This window comes from Spirochaetota bacterium, assembly GCA_035477215.1.
In the GTDB taxonomy this organism is placed as follows: Bacteria; Spirochaetota; UBA4802; order UBA4802; family UBA5368; genus MVZN01.
Genome location: DATIKU010000043.1, coordinates 1 through 2,146, shown reverse-complemented (window position 1 = coordinate 2,146; position 2,146 = coordinate 1). Strand labels below are relative to the sequence as shown.

2 protein-coding genes are annotated in these 2,146 nt (G+C 58.1%); both read right to left on the bottom strand.

Translation table 11 applies throughout. The annotated features are described in order from the left end of the window. On the bottom strand, positions 1-1,337 hold a 1,337-nt coding region (locus VLM75_10050; GenBank protein ID HSV97262.1), incomplete at its 3' end, for a PEGA domain-containing protein. Positions 1,338-1,348: 11 nt separating this feature from the next. Continuing rightward, positions 1,349-2,104: a tetratricopeptide repeat protein gene (locus tag VLM75_10045; protein ID HSV97261.1), complete on the bottom strand. Its 756-nt coding sequence runs from the start codon at positions 2,102-2,104 to the stop codon at positions 1,349-1,351. Positions 2,105-2,146: the final 42 nt, after the last annotated feature.

The following is a 2,146-nucleotide window of genomic DNA, read 5'->3' as shown; positions in this document are numbered from 1 at the left end:
GGGTACCGTCCGATCAGCGTTTCGAAGCAGGCGACGGCCTCATCGTGCTGTTTGAGATAAAACTGCAGTATGTGGCCCCTGCGGTAATAGGCCATGTTCGCGAACTCCGATTCGCCGTACCGGTCGATGAATTCCTGGTATTTGCCGAGTGCCGCCTCCCAGTCGTTCTTTTGTTCGAAGGCAAAGGCCTCCTGGAGCAGGCGCTGGCGGATCCGTTCCATGCGAAGCGCCAGCACGGTCGTCTTCCCCGGAAGCACCTCGACCTCGCCGGTGCCGGGCTCGTGTTCGGCGGTGGTTGCTTTGACCGTGTGCCGACCCGTTTTGAGGGTGAGTGTGAGGGGAGATTTCCCCGCGCTCTCGCCGTCTATGAAGATCTCGGCACCGGAGGGTGTTGTCGTGATGGTCGCGGTTCCCGTGCGCTTGTTGATGGAATCAGCCACCTCGCGGGCGATACGGCGGGCAAGCGGCCGCAACGCATCGGGATTTCCCACCTCGGTGTAACCCGAATGAATGGTCCTGCCGCTTCCCGTATTGACCACACGGTAGCCCACGCTGATGATGTCGCTGAAAGCACGAATCTCCCCCTCCAGTTTGTGGGCGATTCCGCGCACGTTGAAATAGCCGGCGGAATTATCGTTTTCGACGACTCCGGCCATCTCGAGGGCTTTCTCGTTGATTACGGATTTGAGGTGCGTGCGCTCGATGACCGCGATATCGCCGAGCGCTCCGAGCTCACTGTTGAGGATTTCGGCGAATGGACCGCTGATTCCCGCCTCGTACGCGGCCGGGTTGGAATCGCCGAAACGAAAGACCGAGATCGTCGGACTTTCTTTAGCCGCGGCCTCGCGCGAGGCGAGGTTTTCCCCGGTCAGCGTGATGTCCGTGTCGCGCCCGATATACGAGCAGGCCGAATCGAGGCTGTATGTCCCGCACCCGGAAGAGTGTACGATCGTCCAGTTTTCGATGTTGACGGAGCGCGCGTCCACCTCGTAGCGGCCGCCGATAAGCGCCACCGATCCAACCGTCAGGTGCGTTATCTTAAGGCGCTTACCGGCCGCGTCTACAGGGCCGGTGTCTCCGAGCCCCGCCTGCGCGAGGGTGAGACTCTCGAGAAAGGCGGCGATCTCGCCGCCTTTCCGAAGAGCGAAATGCGGTGAGGCGCTCATCGACTGCTCGATGTGACGCGCGGCCTCGCTTCCGATACCCGACTCATCCGCCCCGGCGTTGAGGTTTTCGAAGGGAGCAACCGCGAAACGGACCGTATCGTCCTGTGTGAGTGCGGCTCCCCCGAGGGCGAGTGTACATGCCGTCAGGATGATATATATTTTCGTTCTCACGATCGAACCCCCTATTTCCCCAGATTCGCAATCCAGAGCTTGACCGCGTTACGGTCGGGAGCGCCGGGAGTTTTTTCCAGGTAGCGCGTATAATATTCGCGCGCGCGGGAGGTATCTTTCAATTTCAGTTCGTAGATGATTCCGAGGTTTTTGTAAACGGCGGCGAAATCGGGCCGAAGCGCGACAACCCTGAGCAAGGCCTTTTCAGCGTCGGCCGGGCGGTTAAGCTGGTAATTGATGACGCCCATATTGTTGAAGGCCTGGAAGTTTTTGGGATCGAGTTTTACGGTCTTCTCGTATTCGGAGAGCGCCCCGGGGTACTGTTTTCTTTTATATTTCAGGTTCCCCATCTCGAAGTGAGCATCGGCCAGCCGCTCGTCAAGCTCCAGCGCCCGGCGGAGTTCAGTTTCGGCATCGTCCAGCCTGCCGGAGGCCAGGTACGATTTCCCGAGCAGGTAGTGGGCGCGCGCCTGGTTGGGATAATACTTGATGGATTCTCGCGCCGACCTGATCGCGTTCGCCGTATCGCCCTTATCGGACTCTATTTCAGAAATTTTCTGGTGGATTTCCGATCGCTCAAAGTCGTCCTTTGCCGATGGTACGGATTCTTTTAACTTTCGGAGCTCCCGGTTGACCGGGGCTTTTTCGGAAATCTTCATGCTCCTGTCGAGCAGGGCGGCGTCATCTTTCGAGCATTGAACCACGGTGATAATGCACGCGAGAACAGTGATGGAAATGAAAACGGTTTTTTTGTCGGATCGTTCCATAAGAGTCCCGCCTTCCATTATTGATGCTGCACGTATCAATGT